This window comes from Mongoliitalea daihaiensis (assembly GCF_021596945.1).
GTDB classification, from domain to species: Bacteria; Bacteroidota; Bacteroidia; order Cytophagales; family Cyclobacteriaceae; genus Mongoliitalea; species Mongoliitalea daihaiensis.
The window spans coordinates 3,280,909-3,299,233 of record NZ_CP063779.1; the positions used below are offsets into that span (position 1 = coordinate 3,280,909).

General features: G+C 38.9%; 15 protein-coding genes. 5 read left to right on the top strand and 10 right to left on the bottom strand.

The genetic code is table 11. From position 1 onward, the window contains the following. Nucleotides 1-38: 38 nt before the first annotated feature. Entirely contained in the window at nucleotides 39-2,561 is a 2,523-nt protein-coding gene (locus IPZ59_RS13895; protein ID WP_236136648.1) for a glycogen/starch/alpha-glucan phosphorylase, read from the top strand. A 62-nt stretch (nucleotides 2,562-2,623) separates the two neighbouring features. On the opposite strand, the gene IPZ59_RS13900 is transcribed toward IPZ59_RS13895, so the two are convergent. From IPZ59_RS13900 to IPZ59_RS13945, 10 genes are all read right to left on the bottom strand, one after another. Continuing rightward, nucleotides 2,624-3,307, bottom strand: a complete 684-nt coding sequence (locus IPZ59_RS13900; RefSeq protein ID WP_236136649.1) for a LytR/AlgR family response regulator transcription factor — start codon at nucleotides 3,305-3,307, stop codon at nucleotides 2,624-2,626. Between the two features lie 4 nt (nucleotides 3,308-3,311). Further along, nucleotides 3,312-4,730, bottom strand: coding sequence for a sensor histidine kinase (locus tag IPZ59_RS13905; protein WP_236136650.1), 1,419 nt, complete (start codon nucleotides 4,728-4,730; stop codon nucleotides 3,312-3,314). A gap of 111 nt (nucleotides 4,731-4,841) precedes the next feature. Beyond that, nucleotides 4,842-5,645: a queuosine precursor transporter gene (locus IPZ59_RS13910; protein ID WP_236136651.1), complete on the bottom strand. Its 804-nt coding sequence runs from the start codon at nucleotides 5,643-5,645 to the stop codon at nucleotides 4,842-4,844. Between the two features lie 17 nt (nucleotides 5,646-5,662). Beyond that, nucleotides 5,663-6,580 (bottom strand): ribonuclease Z, encoded by a 918-nt coding sequence (locus tag IPZ59_RS13915; protein WP_236136652.1) that lies wholly within the window; start codon nucleotides 6,578-6,580, stop codon nucleotides 5,663-5,665. A gap of 2 nt (nucleotides 6,581-6,582) precedes the next feature. Further along, nucleotides 6,583-6,969 carry an STAS domain-containing protein gene (locus IPZ59_RS13920; RefSeq protein WP_236136653.1) on the bottom strand — a complete coding sequence of 129 codons (387 nt, stop codon included), beginning with the start codon at nucleotides 6,967-6,969 and terminating at the stop codon, nucleotides 6,583-6,585. A gap of 7 nt (nucleotides 6,970-6,976) precedes the next feature. Further along, entirely contained in the window at nucleotides 6,977-7,930 is a 954-nt protein-coding gene (locus IPZ59_RS13925) for a phosphoribosylaminoimidazolesuccinocarboxamide synthase (protein ID WP_236136654.1), read from the bottom strand. 39 nt (nucleotides 7,931-7,969) lie between these two features. Continuing rightward, complete coding sequence (locus IPZ59_RS13930) at nucleotides 7,970-9,073, bottom strand: toxin-antitoxin system YwqK family antitoxin (protein WP_236136655.1); 1,104 nt, start codon at nucleotides 9,071-9,073, stop codon at nucleotides 7,970-7,972. Nucleotides 9,074-9,090: 17 nt separating this feature from the next. Beyond that, a complete protein-coding gene (locus IPZ59_RS13935) occupies nucleotides 9,091-10,269 on the bottom strand; it encodes an acetyl-CoA C-acyltransferase (protein ID WP_236136656.1) in 1,179 nt (392 codons plus the stop codon). A gap of 34 nt (nucleotides 10,270-10,303) precedes the next feature. Continuing rightward, entirely contained in the window at nucleotides 10,304-11,149 is an 846-nt protein-coding gene (locus tag IPZ59_RS13940; protein ID WP_236136657.1) for a hypothetical protein, read from the bottom strand. A 3-nt stretch (nucleotides 11,150-11,152) separates the two neighbouring features. Next, a complete protein-coding gene (locus IPZ59_RS13945) occupies nucleotides 11,153-12,118 on the bottom strand; it encodes a vWA domain-containing protein (RefSeq protein ID WP_236136658.1) in 966 nt (321 codons plus the stop codon). 117 nt (nucleotides 12,119-12,235) lie between these two features. On the opposite strand from IPZ59_RS13945, the gene IPZ59_RS13950 reads away from it, so the two are divergent. The 4 genes from IPZ59_RS13950 (at nucleotide 12,236) to IPZ59_RS13965 (ending at nucleotide 18,315) form a co-directional block, all read left to right on the top strand. Further along, nucleotides 12,236-14,614 (top strand): TonB-dependent receptor, encoded by a 2,379-nt coding sequence (locus tag IPZ59_RS13950; RefSeq protein WP_394800713.1) that lies wholly within the window; start codon nucleotides 12,236-12,238, stop codon nucleotides 14,612-14,614. A 1-nt stretch (nucleotide 14,615) separates the two neighbouring features. After that, nucleotides 14,616-15,455, top strand: a complete 840-nt coding sequence (locus tag IPZ59_RS13955; RefSeq protein WP_236136659.1) for a DUF4249 domain-containing protein — start codon at nucleotides 14,616-14,618, stop codon at nucleotides 15,453-15,455. 26 nt (nucleotides 15,456-15,481) lie between these two features. Beyond that, nucleotides 15,482-16,645 (top strand): THUMP domain-containing class I SAM-dependent RNA methyltransferase, encoded by a 1,164-nt coding sequence (locus tag IPZ59_RS13960; RefSeq protein ID WP_236136660.1) that lies wholly within the window; start codon nucleotides 15,482-15,484, stop codon nucleotides 16,643-16,645. A gap of 107 nt (nucleotides 16,646-16,752) precedes the next feature. Further along, the gene (locus IPZ59_RS13965; RefSeq protein WP_236136661.1) at nucleotides 16,753-18,315 is read left to right on the top strand and encodes a S8 family serine peptidase; all 1,563 of its coding nucleotides are present in this window, start codon (nucleotides 16,753-16,755) and stop codon (nucleotides 18,313-18,315) included. The last annotated feature ends 10 nt before the right edge of the window (nucleotides 18,316-18,325 follow it).

Genomic DNA, 18,325 nt, shown 5'->3' on the forward strand with positions numbered 1-18,325 from the left:
TTAGAAAATCAAAAAATTAGAAATCTGAAAATAGTTATATGAAACCGAATCATAAGGATACGCAACGTATCTTAACAAGAGAGGAAACAAGGACGGGTTTAAGCCCGGATACCTTAAAAAGAGCAGTATTAAATCATCTTTTCTATGCCCAAGGTAAGTTTCCTGAAATTGCTACTAGAAGTGATTATTACATGGCGATGTCCTATGCGGTAAGGGATCGCTTGCAGCAACGCTGGGTTGCTTCTGTCAAACAATATTTAAATCCAAGTCAAAAAATAGTTTCTTATTTATCAGCAGAATATTTGTTGGGCCCACATTTGGCTAATAACCTGATAAATCTTGGGATTTATGAAAACATGGAAGAAGCTATTGATTCTCTAGGTTTCAACTTGGATTGGTTGATAAGTAAAGAAGTGGAGCCTGGATTAGGAAACGGAGGCTTGGGAAGATTAGCAGCATGTTATATGGATTCCCTTGCAACCTTGGAAGTACCTGCCATCGGTTATGGTATGCGCTATCAATTTGGGATTTTTGAACAAGATATAAAAGATGGTTGGCAGATTGAAGATACTGATAACTGGTTGAGAAGAGGAAATCCTTGGGAGATAGCAAAGCGGGAGTTGGGATATGATGTGAAACTGGGGGGATATGTTCAGCACTATACAGATGTCAATGGAAAGTTTAAAGCGAACTGGATTCCTGGATTAATTGTCAAGGGAATTGCTTACGACACACCTATCCTAGGCTATCGTGTGAATACTTGTAATACCCTACGTCTTTGGAAATCAGAGGCGCCTAAATCATTTGATTTCCAGACTTTTAATCAAGGGTTATATTCAGGAGCAGTGAGTGATAAAGTGATCTGTGAAAATATTTCTAAAGTGCTTTACCCTAATGATGAGCAACGTGAAGGTAAAATTCTTCGGTTACAGCAGCAGTACTTCTTTGTAAGTTGTTCCCTTCAAGACATGATGGCAATTCATTTGAGTCAGGGCGGAAAAGTCGAAAATTTTTATGATAAATTTGTAGTGCAATTGAATGATACACATCCAGCAATTGGAGTGGCTGAATTGATGCGTTTGTTGGTAGATGTATATGAGGTAGAGTGGAATACAGCATGGGATGTTACCAAAAAGAGCTTTGCATACACAAATCATACACTTCTTCCTGAAGCGTTAGAAACATGGGACTTAGATTTATTCCAGTCTGTATTGCCTAGACATTTGGAAATCATTCAGGAAATTAACCGCAGATTTTTAGATGAAGTCACTATCCTCGCGTATGGTGATCATGAGTTGATTAGAAATCTTTCTATCATTTCGGATGGCCCTTGGAAGAAAATCCGTATGGCGAATTTAGCTTGTGCAGGTTCATTTGCTATCAATGGTGTGGCAGCTCTTCACTCTGAACTTTTGAAAAAGACAGTTTTAAAAGATTGGTATAAGTTATGGCCAGATAAGTTTTCTAATAAAACGAACGGTGTAACTCCGAGAAGGTGGATGGTTTTAAGTAATCCAAAACTATCAGATTTGATTAGCTCAAAAATTGGAGAAGGGTGGATTAAAAATTTGGATGAACTAAAAGGTTTAGAACAGTTTGCTGATGATAAGGCCTTTCAGAAAGAATGGATGCAGGTCAAATACGAAATGAAGAAAGACTTGGCAAAACGAATTCTTCAACGAACTAAAATCAAGGTTGACCCGGAGTCAATTTTTGATGTACATGTCAAAAGGATTCACGAGTACAAGAGACAGCATTTAAATATTCTGCACGTAATAGCACTGTATAATCGGATCAAGCAAAATCCTACTGCAGAAATTATTCCAAGAACATTCATTTTTGCTGGGAAAGCAGCTCCAGGCTATCGATTAGCCAAATTGATGATTAAATTGATCACTTCTGTGGCAGACGTAATCAACAACGACCCTATAGTTAAAGACAGAATAAAGGTGGTCTTTTATCCCAATTACAATGTTACCAATGCTCAAAAAATTTATCCTGCAGCCGACGTTTCTGAGCAAATTTCTACTGCCGGGAAAGAAGCTTCGGGAACAGGGAATATGAAGCTCTCTCTGAATGGTGCATTGACCCTTGGAACCTTGGACGGTGCCAATGTGGAAATTCGTGAATGTGTAGGGGAGGAGAACTTCTTCTTATTTGGACTGACGGAGGAGGAAGTACAGGAGAAAAAGAGATCAGGATATAATCCCTATGATTATTATATGGGTAACCAAGAACTTAAACTAGCTATTGACCAAATCAATGATGGCTATTTTTCCCATATGGATGGGTCAATCTTCCGGGATCTGATCAACTCTATGTTGTACCACGATGAGTATTTGGTATTGGCTGATTTTGAGTCTTATGTAGCTCAACAAGAACAGGTAGCAGCAGCTTATCGGGATAAAGAAGGTTGGGCACGTATGTCTATTCTCAATGTCGCAAGAATGGGGAAATTTTCCTCTGATAGAAGTATCAAAGACTACTGCGATGATATTTGGAAAGTAGGTCCTTCTTCAGTGGAGTTAATTGATTTTCACGAGGAGACATACAAAAAGTAATTTTCTAAGCCATCTTACCTTGTGTTAGGTTTTTTACCGATTTCAAAAGGTAGGATGGCTATTTATCGTTTCAAAGCTGCTAAAAAAGACTCCTGAAAATTACTTCCAATCGGGACAATTTTTCCTTGGACCAAGACTTGTTGCTTTTCTACTTTACCTACATGAGTTGTGTTTACCACAAAGGAACGATGGCTTTTGACAAAATCTGATGGGAGTAAGGCTTCTGCTTCTTTGAAAGTCATACGAGATAAGAACCCTCCTGAACTCAATTCAAAATGCACATAGTTTCCCCGAGCTTCACAGTAGAGTAATTCAGAAAAAATGACTCTAACTTCCTCATTGCCTGATTTGATAAACACGTATTCGGGATTAGATTTATTTGGATTCTTGAGGGAATAAATCTCCATTGCTTTATCACAAGCTTTCAAGAACCTACTCAAGCTAAACGGTTTTAATAAATAATCCAATGCGTCAAGCTCAAAGCCTTTAACTGCATGTTCGGAGTAGGCAGTGGTGAAGATTACAAGTAAATCTTTTGGTAAGAGGACTTTCAGCTCCAAGCCATTGAGATCAGGCATTTTGATATCCAAAAATAATACATCAATGGGATGTGCTCGTAAGTACTCCAAACCTTCCAGCGGATTGGTAAAGGTGTGCTGCAAGTCAAGCGTAGGAGTTTTGCTCGCATGGGATTTGATTACTTCCAATGCGAGTACCTCATCATCTATTGCAATTGCTTTTAGCATTGTCTTAAGTAAGTTGAATGCTTAAATGTACAAAGTATTCCATATCATTTTCTCGGATGATCAAATCATGTCTTTTTGGATAGAGTAATTTCAAGCGCTGTTTGACGTTAGATAAGCCGATTCCTGAATTTGGTTTTTCTGGATCTTGTTCATTGCTTCGATGGATGCTATTGTTTACATCCAAATGTACTGATCCCGCAAGGCATCGCAAACTGATTTTCACCCATGATTTTTGTTGCATGCTAATACCATGTTTGAAGGCATTTTCTATGAAAGGAATTAACAACATCGGTGCAATTAACCCTGTGAAAGCATCTTCCGATTTGTGAAAAATCACTTCTACTTGTGACTGATCTTTGAGTCGCAGCATTTGGAGATCTACATAATTCATTAGGTATTCTTTTTCACGATCCAGCTGAATTTTGTCTTGATTGTTTTCATGTAACATGAAGCGCATCATATCTCCCAATTTTTGTATTCCCTCAGCGGTCTTTTCGCTGTTTTCCAATAGCGCTGTTCCGTAAAGGGTATTAAGTGCATTGAATAGGAAATGAGGATTGATTTGGGACTTTAAAAAGTCAAGGTTTGCAATCCCTTGGTCTACTTGGACTGATAAGGTATTGATTTGATGGACATAACCATCAAATTTATTGAAAAAGAAATTAGATAAGGGAAGTACGATAACCAGTATAACGAAGAGAACTACCAAACCTGATATACCAATACTGAGCCCGTCATGTCGAGCCGTTAGTGCAAATATGGCAGTTGTAAGTACAATCAACCCGATGAGTAAGTAGTACATACGCCAAGCAAGTTGACTATTTCGATTCTTTCGATTTAAGTAAATGAAGAAATAATTGTAAAGTACCAATGCAGTCAGCCCTGGAACAAAGACAACAAAAAACATAGAAATACCATCCCAAATAAACTTACCGCCTTGGACTAAGAATAATGCAATAAAAATATAAATTGTAACAAGTCTGATGAGATTATAAATTGTAAAGTCCTGTAAACGAGGAGGTTTTAAGCTTTGATTGAAGAGGTAAACAAAAACTAGGTAAGCAGCATACAGAGCCAAAGGACCAAAGTATTGAGGGTTGAAAGGATTGCTATACCAATTTGTCATAAACCCTAGAATAGAGGAAACTATCCAGCCAAACACCAACAAAAGAATACTGTAAAAGTAAAAATGACCTCCGCTGCGTGTCTCTAAATACTGAGGTAAGAGTTTAGTATGGAAGATAAAAAATGAAAAATAAAGCAAAGCTGGAATGACAATATTGGAAAAATATCGTGCGGAAAAATGATGGTTGTTAAAGTTATAGTTACCGAAATTTAAAACATTCGTGAGAATGATAATGGTAAAGAGGACAGTGACAATCCACCATTCAATTTGTTTGAAATGAAGTTCGTTGTTTTTCATAGTTGCATAATTGATGCAACAAGGTTAATTTTTTTCATAGTGGTAAGCAAAATCCTGTGACCAAAAGCCCCAAATCTGTGATGGAAAGCAATGTTGATTGGTTTATCCTAGTTATAGAAAGGATGTGTCAGCTGAAGCCTCTTGGGTCAGCTGCTCTGCTACCTCTTTGCCTAAATATCGGTCAATTAGATGATGACCTAAGTACAATAGTGGAGTGAGTAAAATTGCTACTCCAAACTTATAAATGTAATTGATGATCCCCACAGAGACTACCTGTGCCCAAGACCAGTTGCCGAAAATATAAAAGGCAATTCCCAATACAACAAAGGAGTCAATAAATTGTGAAACAAGCGTAGAGCCTGTAGCTCTCAGCCAAATCATTTTAGGCCCTGTGATTTTCCTTAGTTTTTGAAACACATAGACGTCTACCAACTGACCTAAAAGAAATGCAATCAATGAGCCAATAATAATTCCCAATCCCTGACGGAAGATAACATTGAATGCATAATTGATATCAAAAGGATTGCCATCGGCATCTGGGCTATTTACATCTAACCAAAATGCGGCTGGAGGCAATACCGTCACTAAAGAAATCACAATAAACATGTATGCAATGAAAAAGGCTGTGATGAAACTTATTTTTCGTACACCCTTTTTACCATAGTATTCATTAATGATATCGGTGGTGATAAACACAATAGGCCAGATGACGGCACCGGCAGTTAAGTTAAAATCCAAGATGTATTCACCAAAAAAAGTCCAACCAGCTGGTTCAAGACCTAAGGTGTTTTCTCCAGAAAAAATCTTTACACCAATAATTTCAGCTAAGATGGCATTGGTAAGGAAAATGCCAGCTAAAATTATAAACAGATTTGTTTTTTTTGACTGATAAACTTTAGAGTCAGCAATACTCATAGGTAAACGAGGTGGTTTTAGCGGATTGGGTAGGTAACGCCTTCTTCACTTAGAATAACTGAAGGAAAATGTTGCTTGGCTTCTTCCAATAAAGGTGTCAAATCTAGGTAACGGGTAGAATAATGTCCTAACATTAAATGATTTACATTAGCTAATTGGGCAATCTTTCCTGCTTGAGCAGCGGTACTATGATAGGTATCTGCTGCTCTTTCTGCCTCTTCTTCACCAAAAGTAGCTTCATGATACAATAAACTCACCCCCTCTATGTATTGTTTGATCGTTGGATCATAGATTGTATCCGAACAGTAGGCATAGGAACGTGCTTTTTTGACAGGATAAGTAAACTCCTTCACTGTATAGTTTTTATTGGTGACCTGATCTACATAATCTTTGCCTAATCTTAGAGTATTGATAGCTTCAAGAGGTAATTTTTGTTCTTGGAGTTTTTCTTTAATTAAATTACGGTAGGCAATTTTTTCATCAATTCTAAACCCTGTGCAAGGCAACCGATGCTGCAAAGGAAAACTATGGACTTTGAAGTTTTTTTCCTCTAAGATTAATTGTTCTTGAGAAGGATCTGTTTGAACAAAGCGCAAGGGAAAGTTGAGCTTACTATTGCTGTGCTTGAGCTGTACTGTGATGATTTCGTCCAGACCTGCAGGTCCGAAAACTGTTAAAAGTCGGGTGCGTTTGTTTAAATGAAAGCTGGAGATCAAACCCATCAACCCTAGGTAATGATCTCCATGCAAATGTGAGATGAAGATAAAATCAATTTTAGAGAACTTTAGCTTAAATTTTCTGAGTTGAATCTGCGTGGCTTCACCACAATCAAGTAATAACCCTGACTGTCCAATCATAATTAATTGGGCGGATTGATTCCGTCCATGGGCAGGAATTGCCGAATTGCTCCCTAAAACTGTTACATCAAATTCCAAAATCAATCTTCCTCTTCTTCTTCTTCGGTATCTACAGCGTCAATTTCATGAATAAATACAGCTTCAGCCGCTTCTTCCAAGGTGCTTACGATAGTAAAAACTTTATCGAGCATAGAAATTTTTATCAATTTCATGACATGGTCCTGAGGATTTACCACTACAAAAATCCCCCCATTTCGACTGAATTCACGATTTCCGACTAACAAGGCCGATAGACCGCTGGAATCTGCATATTTGACATTACTCATATCAATTACAAGGTTTTCGTAACCTTCGGCATGTACGGTCAACAGTTCTGACTTTAATTTTGGTGAAAGGATAGTATCCAACTTCTCTTCCATGGGAGTGAATACCACGTATTGCTCTTTTTTATCTACAGTGTATTTCATACAATTCTTATTGTTGGTTTAATTTTAGGATGTATTCTGTAACTACTTTTTCTATGTCTACTGCTAGGTTTTTGCTTGTGCTTTTGACAAAGGTGTCTCCAGTTATTTTTTCGAAAAGCTCAATATACCGATCTGAAATTTCTTCTACAAATACTTGTGGGATTTCGGGGATGCTTTGGCCTTCTTTACCCTGAAAATCGTGAGCAATCAACCATTGCCTGACAAACTCTTTAGATAACTGCTTTTGGGCTTCCCCTGTTTGCTGTCGCTCTTCATAACCTTCAGCGTAGAAATAACGGGAAGAATCAGGCGTGTGTATTTCATCAATCAATAAAATTTCATCACCAAACTTACCAAACTCATACTTGGTATCCACTAAAATGAGGCCTTTTTCCCTTGCCATTGCAGTTCCTTTTTCAAAGAGGGCATGGGTATATTTTTCCAAGACGGCGTAATCCTCAGCACTGACGATGCCTTGAGCCAAAATTTGTTCTTTGGAAATATCTTCATCATGACCCTCAGAAGCCTTGGTTGTTGGGGTGATAATAGGCTGGGGGAGAGGGTCATTTTCTTTCAATCCTTCAGGAAGGAATACACCACAAATACTTCGCTTTCCTGCTTTGTATTCCCTTGCAGCGTGTCCTGCTAAATATCCACGGATGACCATTTCAACCTTAAATGGCTCGCATTTTTTTCCTATGGTTACTTGAGGATGAGGAACATCTAAGACCCAATTAGGAACAATATCAGCTGTAGCGGATAAGAATTTGGCTGCAATTTGATTTAATACCTGACCTTTGAAAGGAATCGCTTTGGGGAGTACAACATCGAAAGCTGAGATCCGATCACTGGCTATGACCACCAATAATTCCGGAAAATGATATACATCCCTGACCTTTCCTTTGTAAAAAGCAGTTTGCCCGGGGAACTGAAAAGCTGTTTCTTTGATCGCTTGATTCATGATTGGATGAGTTCTCACAAAAATAATAAAAGTATTGATTTAATTCTCGATGTCTTTACTTCCAATCAGCCTTCCGTTCTTAAAATATCGTTCCATTAAGAGTTCTCCAGTTTCGTTGAATACCTGTTGAGTTCCTTCAAGCCTTCCTCTACTGTAGGGCCAAGTTTCTTTTACCTGCCCATTAAGATGATACACTTTGGATAAGCCATCCTCTAGACCATTTCGATAAAAAACCTCTTTTAAAAGTTCTCCACTTGGGTAATATTCCATTGCGATTGCTGGTTGACCATTTTTATTGTAACTGATTTTCTCCGTTATTTTCCCTGTTTCGTCATAGAGGACTCGCTCATTTTTTGGCAGTCCTTTGGTGTAGGAAGCAGATTCTGCTAATACTCCGTTTGGGTGATAGGTTAGAAAATCACCCGCAGGGTCTCCATTTTTATAGCTGCCTTTTCGAAAGAGCTGCCCATTTTCAAAATAGCTAAGGATAGGGCCGTGCTGGTATCCATTTTTGTAAAAAAAGCGTGATTTTAGTTTGCCATTTGGATAAAAACTTGATTGTTCTCCATGGATGATCCCACTTTTGTAATGTGTATAGGACTGTACAGTGCCATCTGGATAAAATTCTTCTTTTTTACCGTCAATTAAGCCATTTTTATACAGGATTTTTTCAAGAAGCTGTTCATTTTCATCATACTCAAAAGAGTATCCATTCGGTCTGTCTTGGCTAAATGTAGCTCGCCTTTTCACTGACCCATCTTCATAGAAGGTGATTACTTCGCCTTCAATTTTATTAGACACATAGGTGAGTTTTTGAGAAATAGTACCATTTTCAAAATAAGAAGTAGAAATACCTTGCTTGACATTGTCGACGTATGTCGTGATTCTGAGTGTATCTGTAGTACCGGGGTAAAAATCCACAAAAACACCCTGCTTTTGTCCTCCTTTTAAGGTTCCAGTGACAGCAAGACCACCGTCTTCATAATAAAGACGGTAGTCTCCTTCTGCCACACCATTGATGTTCGTATACACCTCTTTTACTTTCAGTTGTTGTTCATCGTAAAAAGTACGAATACGCTCTTGATTTTGTGCTTGAGCGGTAAAAACAACGGTTACTAAAAAGTATACAATGAATTTTTTCAAGGTGATACAGTTATGAATTAAATTTTCTCTATAACGATAGCTGATGCACCACCACCTCCATTACAGATACCTGCAACACCGATTTTAGCATTTTTTTGATGCAATACGCTGTTGAGGGTGGCAATGATTCTTGCTCCGGAAGCACCGAGTGGATGACCGAGGGAAACTGCACCACCATATATATTGAGGCGATCTGCTGATAAATTCAGTTCTTTTTGATTAGCTAAGGCTACTGCAGAGAAAGCTTCATTGATTTCGTAATAGTCTACATCAGCTTCTGTGATGCCTGCATTTTTGATTGCTTTAGGAATAGCCAAAGCAGGTGCTGTCGTAAACCATAGGGGGTCCTGTGCGGCATCTGCAAAACCTCTGATTTTTGCGATTGGTGTTAAACCTAACTCCTCTACTTTTTCTTTAGACGCTAAAATCAATGCAGAAGCTCCATCGTTCATGGTAGAGGCATTTGCTGCCGTGACTGTACCGTCTTTTTCAAAAACAGGTCGAAGTCCTGGAATTTTGTCAAACATGACATTTTTGTACTCCTCATCTTCGTCTATGACGATTGTTTCACCTTTTCTTCCTTTAAATTCTACCGGTACAACTTCGTCTTTGAAAGCACCAGTTTTCCAAGCTTCGGCTGCACGGGTGTAAGATTGAATAGCATAGGCATCCTGTTCTTCACGGGAGATGTTCATTTCGCGTGCAGTGTTATCTGCACAATTACCCATTGGGAATTTATAATAAACCTCAAAAAGACCATCCTTCACCAATCCATCAACAAATTCAGCATTTCCGTATTTGTATCCAAAGCGCGCTTTTGGTACATAATACGGTACATTGGACATGGATTCCATGCCGCCGGCTACAACCAAATCATTTTGTCCAGTCATGATGGATTGAGCAGCAAACATTACTGCTTTCATACCAGAGGAACATACTTTATTTACTGTGGTACATGGCACATTGTAACCGATTCCAGCACCAATTGCGGCCTGTCTTGCGGGTGCTTGACCTAAGTTAGCAGAAATCACGTTTCCCATGATCACTTCTTCCACTTCTTTAGGGTCTACACCGGCTTTCGCTAAAGCTCCTTTGATTGCAAAGCTTCCGAGTTCAATAGCTGTAAGACCACTTAATTTGCCACCAAAACTACCTAGGGGAGTTCTTACGGCAGCTACTATAAATACTTCTTTCATTGGGTTTATATTTATCAGTTGTACGATTATTAAATTACCACTCAGGCAAGCCTTTAGTGGGACGCTGAGTAGGTTTTTTTCTATTTTGTTGAATGAAGCGTAATTCCCCCGCGTTCATTGCTTCCAAGATTTGTGCGGCCTGCTCGGGGGTAAGATTCATCTCCTGCAAACGCTCCCTCATTTTCTCCATTGCTTTTTCACGATCGCTTAGATCGCTTTCTAAATCCGAAGCTTCATCTGAATCCCGTTCTTCTTGGGATTTATCTCCTGATTTATCATCCTTCTTTTCTGATTCCGAAGCTTCATCTTCCTCACTCTTTTCATCACCTTCTCCATCTTTGCTTTCTTTAGAGTCCTTTTGCTGGTCCTGATCTTCCTGATCCTGGTTTTCGTCTTGATTTTCCTGATCATCACCTTCTGAATCATCCTGATCTTCTTGATCTGGATTCTCTTCCAACCAACGGCTTAGCAATTCATAATTGTACCGTGCTTCTTCATTTCGGGGTTCTTTGATTAAGGCAAATTTGAATGATTCCAAAGCTTCCTTATATTTTTTCTGAGCAGCTTGAATGACTCCAACCTGATTGGAGGCAAAGGATGCCAAGCCCTTATCTGCGTCGCTAAATAAACTTGAATAGCTGCGCTGTGCTTCTTCTAATTGATTGTTGTAGTGATAACTGAGGGCCAAGTTGAAGGTGAGGTTGCTATCCGTAATCTTAAAATCTGAACCAAGTAGTAGATGTTTTTCAACTGAGCTTTCATAGTCTGCTTTCGCATAGGAATTACTAGCATCTCGGATAGCAGCATTTTTTCTCCCGATCTCCGTCCAAGAATTTGGGAAGAAAAGTAAGAATAACCAGATCAAACGAATTAACAGCATGGATTATAATTTTATGGTTCGAACAGGTAGGATCATGTCAAATATGGCAAGTGCAAGTGCAGCCAACAAAAAATAGAAGAATTTATTGGCAGATGCTTCGATCATTCTTGATCCCATCAAAGTTCCTTCTTGTCGCTCGATGGCAGCAATTAAGTTTGGGATTTCTTGGGCTTCATCGCTCAATTCAAAGTACTCACCATCGGTTTGGCTAGCGATCAACTTTAAATTGTTGTTTTCCAAACGTGTGATAGCAGGCTGATTGGTTTTTGAATCGATAATTACGGAATTACCTCTTGGAATGGTACTTCCTTGACTCGTTCCTACACCCAAGGTAAAAACTTTTATTCCTTGATTGGACATTTGGGAAGTAATATCACGAAAGTTGTCAGCAAAGTCCTCTCCGTCTGAAATGAAGATAACGGATTTTGATTTGATTTCCTGACTTTCCTCTGCTTCGAATTTGCTCAGTGCCATAGCCAAAGGCGCACTTAAATCTGTTCCTTGATTTGGCACAAGTCCAGTATTTAACCCATCAATGTGCAACTGTAATACGTTTTGGTCAAATGTCAACGGGCATTGAATAAATGCTTCTGATGAAAAAATAATCAAACCAATCCGGTCACCTGAAAATGTTTTAACCAAATTTTTCAACTCAAATTTGGTTCGTTGCAAGCGGCTAGGACCGATGTCGGTTGCATTCATCGATTGAGATAAATCGATAGCTATGAAAATATCTTTTCCCTCTTCTTTAATCTCTTTAAGGGAAGTTCCTATGGATGGACCTGCCATTGCGATCAAAAACAAGATGAAATAGGCTGTTCTTAAAAACAATTTGATAAACAGTCTATGTCTGCTTACTTTTAGTTTCTGATTAATTCTATAAAATCTATATAAGTAGCCCAAGTAAAGCAGCCCAAAAGCAATGGCTAGCCACGTGTACATCGAAATATCAGGATATGCCCAAATCATGGCCTGAAATTACTAATTATCGAGCAAAAGAAAAGTAATTGAAGTTTAATCATAGAATTTTTAACAGTTAGCGGAAAATATACGTTATTGAGTTGAATTTCATAGAACCGATTAGTTTTGTTAAGACTGAGCTTTATAATACTATTTTTACTCCCCATTGTCTTACGTGCACAAGAGACAAGAGTTTTGGAGGGGTATGTTTTTGAGTTGCCTTTAGAATCTTCTTTGCTAGGAGCAAATATTTATTGGCAGTCCAATCCTCAAAGTGGAGTGGTGTCTGATATTGATGGAAAATTTAGCATTCCAGTAATCTCTTTACCTGCTACTTTAGTAATTTCATTTGTAGGCTTTGAAACTGCTAGTAGACAAATAACGGCCAAAGATGTAACAAATTCTGTCCGTTTTTTCTTAAAGCCCGAAGATCTTTCTTTACAGGAAATTATTGTACGTGAACGAATTCCGGATCAAAATGTCCGTGGATTGGATTTAGGAAAGTCTTCTGTCCCCATCGAAACGATCAAAAATATACCAGCCTTGTTTGGGGAAGTAGATTTATTGCGAAGTTTACAATTATTACCGGGAGTACAGACAGCAGGAGAAGGCACTACCGGTCTTTTTGTGAGAGGAGGTTCTGCCGATCAAAATTTAGTTCAATTAGATGGAGCGCCGATTTACAATCCCTCTCATTTTTTTGGTTTTTTTTCTGTATTTAATCCTGATGCACTTTCGGGAGTGGACTTCTATAAAGGGAATATCCCAGCCAATTTGGGAGGGAGAATTTCCTCTGTTATTGACATTGGCTTGAAAGAAGGTAATTATCAAAAATTGAAAGGTGAAGGTGGTATTGGTACTATCAGTTCGCGCTTGACTGTGGATGGCCCTTTGTTTTCAGATAAATCATCTTTTGTATTATCAGGTAGGAGGACTTATGCAGATGTTTTTCTCAGGTTGTCTGGAGATGAAAATATTCGGAATAATTCTTTATATTTTTATGATTTGAGTGGAAAGTTTGCCTTTAAACTTGGAGAAAAAGATAAATTGACAGTTTCCAGTTACTATGGTTCTGATTTTTTGGGTATTTCTGCACAGTTTGGATTTGGATGGGATAACTGGATTAGCTCTGTAAACTGGAACAGAATCATTCGGGATGATTTCTTTTTGGATGTCAATGCCTATCACAGTTATTATAAGTATCAGGTTAACTTTGAAGATCCCGATTCTGGATTTTTGTGGGACAATGTATTGGAGGAGACAGGGTTGAAAGCTTCATGGACCTGGTTACCGAATGAAAAGACAACGTTGATTTGGGGGTTTCATTCTCAATTATACCGATTTGCTCCTGTTTCTTTGAGGCCAGAACCGGGATCTGTGATTGAGCCAATAGCCACCAATCCTCGCAATGGCTTACAGAATAATTTTTTTGTAAATTACAGTAAGGAACTCAGTAATCGTATCTCGGTAGAAGCGGGAATACGTGTCAATACTTACAATCAAATCGGAAGAGGAGTACAATACATCTATGAAAATGATATTCCTGCACCTGAATCAGCTATTTTGGATACAATTAGATTTGGGAATTTTGAGCATATGAAGTTTTTTTCAGGCTTAGAGCCTCGCTTGGCTGTTCGTTATTTGATTGACGATATGACATCCTTAAAAGCTTCATACAATCGAACCAATCAATATATTCAAGTCGCAAGCAACTCCTCCGCTGGTTTACCATTGGATCGCTGGATTCCGGCTGGTTTTTATATTCCGCCTATTGTAGGGGATCAATTTTCATTGGGAATATTTCGCAATTTACAAAACAACGCCTGGGAACTATCATTGGAAGGTTATTATAAAAACTTTCAAAATATCATTGATTTGCGTCAAGGAGCCTCCATTATTTTTACGGACAATGTAGAGACTGAAATTCTTGCAGGAAGAGGATATGCGTACGGAGCTGAGTTTCTTTTGAAAAAAAATGTGGGAAAAACAACTGGTTGGTTTTCTTATACTTACTCTCGAACATGGAGAGTCATTGAGGGGATTAGTGAAAACCTTCCTTTCAATCCTCGTTTTGATAGACCTCATGACCTCGCATTGGTCGTCAATCATCAGTTTGATAAACGTTGGTCTGCAGCTTTAACATTTATCTATACAACAGGGCAAGCGGTAACCTTCCCGATTGGAACCTATCAGGTGGATAATCAGCGTCTGCCTTTGTATGGACCTTTGAGAAATGAAGATAGGTTTCCGGATTATCACCGGATGGATGCCTCTGTAACTTGGAAAAACCGAGATCAGGGGAAGAAATGGAGAGGGAGTTGGAACCTCAGTATATATAATTTGTATGGAAGAAAAAATCCATTCTCTTATCAGTTTACTGAAATCTTGAATGATGATATTCGGTTTGATCCAAGTATGGGTTCTGTGACTTCCCGTAGACCAGGGGTCGTGATGACCTATCTGTTTACATTCTTACCAGCTTTGACTTATAATTTTGAATTTTGATATGCAACGATTGACTTGGATAGTACTTGCTTGGCTCTTGGTTTCTTGTCAAGAAGAAGTTTTTTTAGATCTTCGCAATACGGAGCCAATTCCCATTATTGAGGCGGTTTGGACCGATGTCTCACAAATGAATTTTGTTCAATTATCCCGTTCCCGCGATTTTTTTGATGCGGATCCCAATGAGTTTATTACAGATGCAGAAGTGTTTATTCGAAATAAACGTACCAATGGACGCCTAAATTTTCGATTTTCCGAACAGCTAGGACTGTATTTACCTGTTAATAATTTTGTTGGATCTATCAATGAATCCTATGAGTTGAATGTGCGTATCGGGGAAAATGAGTACCAATCCGAGGGGACAATCTTACCTCCACCGACTTTGGACAGTATCCGATATGAATTTCGGGATCAACGTTTTTTTAGGGAGGAGGGCTATTATTTGACTTTGTATGGAGACATCCCTTTTGTGGATGATAATTTTTATCGGATTCGAATCATCCGGAATGACACACTTTTGAACAGTAGAACAGATTATCTTCTATTTGATGATACTTTTGGGACAAATATTCTCAATCAAGGGTTTGAATTAAACGTTCCTTTCAGAGCCAATGACCGTGTGCGATTGGAATTGTTTCGCTTGAATCGTGATGCATATGAGTATATGAATCAACTGGTGAGTTTACTTTTCAATGATGGGGGATTATTTTCTCCTCCTCCTCAAAATCCAGTTTCAAATATTCGTCAAGTAAAAGGCAAGGGAATGTTTGGAGGCTATTTCAAAGTTAGTCCGGTTTTGATTCAGAATGTGGTGATAACCCCGTCAGAACAGGTGGATAATTAGCAATAATATTTCCGTACATTTGCCGCATGCTTAATTATGATGAAAAAGGTAAAATAGTTATTACCTGTAAAGACCGCTTTTCTCCTTATTTGGAGGAAGAGGTGATTTCTTTGGGCTTCAAGCCCGTAAAAGTAGAACGTACATTTGTTGAGGTATACGGCTCTCTCAATGATTGTATCGATTTGAATCTACATCTTCGGACTGCGAGTCATGTATTATATGAGTTGAAGTCTTTTTATTTGCACAAAGCAGATGATATCTATCGTCGGGTGAAAGTTTTGCCTTGGGAAGATTACCTGGAACCTGATACTTATTTTTCTGTAATTTCTACTGTTGATAATGAAACAGTCACCAACCCGCTTTTCGTCAATGTACGCATCAAAGATGCCATTGTGGATCGTTTTCGGGAAAAATTCAACAGAAGGCCTGACTCCGGGTCCAATCTAGATGGTGCCGTTTTACAGTTGTTTTGGAAGGATACGCAGGCTACGCTTTACGTCAACACCTCGGGAGAGACGTTAGCTAAGCATGGCTACAGAAAAATTCCTGGTCATGCTCCGATGTTGGAAGCCTTAGCTTCAGCAACGATTTTGGCAAGTGGTTGGGATATGATGTCTCCTTTTGTGAATCCCATGTGTGGATCCGGTACTTTGGCTATTGAAGCAGCTATGATGGCTACTGGCAGGTATCCTGGTTTGCATAGAGATCACTATAGCTTCATGTATTTCAAAGGATATGACGATGCTGTCTATCAAAAAATCAAAGCTAAAATGGAGCGAAAGATATTCCGAGCACCCAATTTAAAAATCATAGCCTCTGATATCAGCGAACAAGCGGTGTTATTCGCCCGTGAGAATGCGGCTATGGCAGGAGTAGAAGAATTGATTGATTTTCAGGTGTGCGATTTCCGTGATACAAATGTTCCGGAAACTGGAGAAGGACTGGTGTTTTTTAATCCAGAATATGGAGAACGATTAGGTGAAGAGGGAGATTTGGGAGAAGTATATCAGGCGATGGGAGATTTTATGAAACAGCAGTGCCCGGGTTACATAGGTTTGATTTTTACTGGAAATATGGTTCTTGCAAAAAAGGTTGGTTTACGGACATCTCGAAGGATAGAGTTTTATAACGGGACCATCGATTGCAGACTATTAAAATACGATCTTTTTAAAGGGAAAAAGCAGGATTAATCGAAATAAAATTTTTTTTACTCATTTAAAAAGCATTTCACTCGGTGAAGTGCTTTTTTTTACTAAAAATGTATTAGATTGGTTTATTAACAATAACCCCAATCTTTATGAATACAAAAATTTTACAATCAATAGCAGGTTTTTTTCTGCTAGGGATAATGATAGCTTGTTCCAGTGATCCAATGGATGAGCTGATGGTGGAAGAATCTACTTCCAAGGAACTAAATTTGATGACCAAACAGCAAATTGATCAGGTCATCTTGGAATCCCTTCGCACAAAAGGGGATTTTTTATGGATGGAACAATCCGTTGAATTAATTTATTCCGCGTTAGTTTTGAGTGACTCGACCTTGACGATTGGATACAAACCTGCATCCTTAGACAATGCAAATAGTAGGTTAGGAGTGGATGACCTCTCGGATCCGGCATGGGTGAATGCATCCGAGCAAATTAAATCGACGGTTTTGGATGTTATGATAGCTCAAAAAAGCCCTCGTTTACGGACCAATGAAGAACTTTTCCAAGTCAATGAATTTTTACCATATATAGAGGTGAAAGTCGATGCACTAGAAGTTTTAAAGAGACTTAAAAATATGGGAGAACTTCGCTACATGGAGCCTTTGAGTTATCAATTCAATTATGAGTTGCTAAATACAGTCCAAGAAGATGCACGGATCGTGTCTTCTAAAGGCTGTTCCAATGATCCGGAAGTTAATCTTCCGGCTTCAGATTTTTCAGTGATCAGCCCCAATGCCAAATCATCTTGGAATTATCCTTACATGGGGATTAACAATGCTTGGTCTTTGTCTACAGGTAGTGGGATTACCGTAGGAGTGATTGATACAGGACTGTCACCAAGTCAGCCTATGATGAACAATAGCTTTAATAGCGGTGCTTCATCCGGGCGTACAGTGGAAAAGTTTGGGACCTATCAGACAGGTTCTTGGTGGTGGAAGCGTTACGATGGTCCCGATGATCAATGTGGCCATGGAACTGCTATGGCAGGGGTGATTGCCTCCCCAAGAAATTCGGTAGGAAATGCCGTTGGAGTAGCTTATAATTCAAACTTAATTTCTGTTAGAGGAACTGAAGATGTTGTAATTGATTCAGGAAATGAAAAAGATGGTGTTTCAGAAGCGCTTGTTTTGTTGGGTAATCGATCGGATGTCCGGATAATCAGTATGTCTATTGGAGATGTTTTTTCAAACTCAAAGGTGGCAGATGCTATTCGATTTGCCCATAACAGAGGGAAATTGATTTTTGCAGCGGCGGGAACCTCTACCTCTTGGACCAATTGGTTTGGTGTGATTTTTCCTGCAAATATGGCAGAAACTGTTGCTGTAACCGGTATCAAGGAAGCTGCTTTTTATCAGCGTTGTGATACCTGTCATTCTGGAAGTATGGTTGATTTTACCGTGATCATGGAGAGAGGTGGAACCAATAACCATCCACTTACCACAGCTAATTATAGCAATGACCCTGCAATGGTGGGCGGTTCTTCTGTAGCAACTGCAACTGCGGCTGGAATTGCAGCACTTGTCTGGGCTAGAAATCCCAATTGGAATAGAACGCAGGTATTACAGCGAATGGCTTCTACTGCTCATCTTTTCCCAAATAGAAATAGTCAGTTTGGTTGGGGATTATTGAATGCTGCTGCTGCTGTACAGTAACTTTTGGTTT